1 protein-coding gene is annotated in these 427 nt (G+C 57.6%); it reads left to right on the top strand.

The genetic code is table 11. From position 1 onward, the window contains the following. Positions 1 to 427: transposase (locus ACOJB8_RS41240; RefSeq protein ID WP_475018015.1), on the top strand; the 427-nt coding region annotated here is incomplete at both ends.

Here is a 427-nt window from a genome sequence, read left to right as displayed (position 1 = left end):
GCTGCGCTGCTGCGCAGACAGGGATTTCGAAGAGTTCGGTGGCCCGATATCTGTCGTTGTTCGGCGTACAGCCTCATCGGTCAAAAAGCTCCAAGCTGTCTAATGATCCCTACTTCGTGGAGAAGGTGCGCAATATCGTCGGCCTGCACCTGAGTCCGCCGACCAATGCCCTGGTGCTATGCGTCGACGAGAAGAGCCAGTGTCAGGCGCTGGAGCGTACGCAGCCGATGTTGCCGATTGGGTTGGGCTATCTCGAAGGAGTGACACATGATTACGTCCGGCACGGCACCACCACTCTGTTCGCCGCGCTCGATACGGCAACCGGTGAAGTTATTGCGCAATGTAAGCCGCGCCACCGACATAAGGAATTCATGGCGTTTCTCAGGCATGTGGATCAGGCGGTGCCTGCCGATCTCGATGTGCATCT

The sequence above is a fragment of the Paraburkholderia sp. BR10141 genome (assembly GCF_056155635.1).
Note: the sequence above shows the minus strand (reverse complement) of the source record. Positions and strands in the feature narration are given on the sequence as shown.